This window comes from Mesorhizobium sp. B1-1-5 (genome assembly GCF_006443065.1).
Classification (GTDB): Bacteria; Pseudomonadota; Alphaproteobacteria; order Rhizobiales; family Rhizobiaceae; genus Mesorhizobium.
The window spans coordinates 1-1,197 of the sequence record NZ_VFWS01000506.1; the positions used below are offsets into that span (position 1 = coordinate 1).

The following is a 1,197-nucleotide window of genomic DNA, read 5'->3' on the forward strand; positions in this document are numbered from 1 at the left end:
GGGGTAGAGAGGGGTGGCGATTGTTTTAAACGCTGCACCGCTCTGGCATCTGACACGTGATGCCCGCCGGTCGCCGAGCGGCAGCCGGCGGGCAATCCAACGTCATTTGGCGCTGTAGTCCTTGCCGTACCATTTCGTGGTCAGCGCGGCGAGCGTGCCGTCCTTTTTCAGCTCGGCGATGATGCCCGAAACCTTTGCGGTCCACTCGGGATCGTTCTTCTCGGCGATGACCACGAGCGGTTCCCGGAAGGCATATTCCCCTTCGAGGATCTTCACGGGATAGCCGTTCTTGATGGCGTTCTGCGCCGTCTGCTCCGGCGCGATCACGGCATTCAGGCGGACGCCGTCGCCAAGCCGCAGGTCATCGAAGGGAAGCATGGAATCGGCGAAGGTGCGGATCTCGCCGGGCTCCAGCTTGTATTCGACGGGAGGCAGGCCGGGCGCGTCGATCTCAAGCTTGCGGCGGATGAAATCCTCCGAGGTGGTGGCCGTCTCGACGCCGATCACCTTGCCGTTGAGATCGGCGACCGACTTCGCGGTGCTGTCCTTGTGCACGACGTAGACATAGGGGCTGTAGTAATAGATGCCGACAAAATCGATCACCTTGGAACGGGCCTTGGTCGGCGTGACCGAGCCGACGCCGAGGTCGTAGCGCCCTTGCCAGCGGCCGCCGGTCAGGGTCGCCCAGTCGGGCGTCTCGAACGAGACCTCGACCCCCAGCCGTTTGCCGATCTCGCGCGAGACATCGATGTCGAAGCCGGCGAGCTCGTTGCTGTCATTGAGAAAGCTTTGCGGCGGCCAGGCGGCGTTGGTGGCGACGACCATCGCCTTCTTCGACGTGACGCGATCCAAAGTTTCTCCGGCCATGGCCGCCGTCGTGATCGCGAATGTCGCGACGGCAAGAATGGCGAAATCGAGCAGTTTTTTCAAAGTTATCCTCCCTTATGGATGCAGCTGAAATGACGGTACCTGCGTCGGGCACCAGTGCTTGTTTCGATCGGCCTCGTCCGCGACGGCTCCGCGGCGTACCGTGGCGTTCGGCTTGCGGATGCAAGTCCAACGCGGCTCGGTGTCGATTTGCGTCCATCGCAGCCGAAGCTGTTCCCCCTCATGGACTGGCGTTTGTGACAGTTGACACTCAGGTCGCGAAAAGCAGGGTTCCACCCGGCGAAATGCCGGATAATGGCAGCCATGCAG

1 protein-coding gene is annotated in these 1,197 nt (G+C 62.1%); it reads right to left on the reverse strand.

Translation table 11 applies throughout. The features are described 5' to 3' along the window. Positions 1-102: 102 nt before the first annotated feature. Positions 103-867, reverse strand: a complete 765-nt coding sequence (locus tag FJ980_RS32785) for a transporter substrate-binding domain-containing protein (protein WP_224519058.1) — start codon at positions 865-867, stop codon at positions 103-105. Positions 868-1,197: the final 330 nt, after the last annotated feature.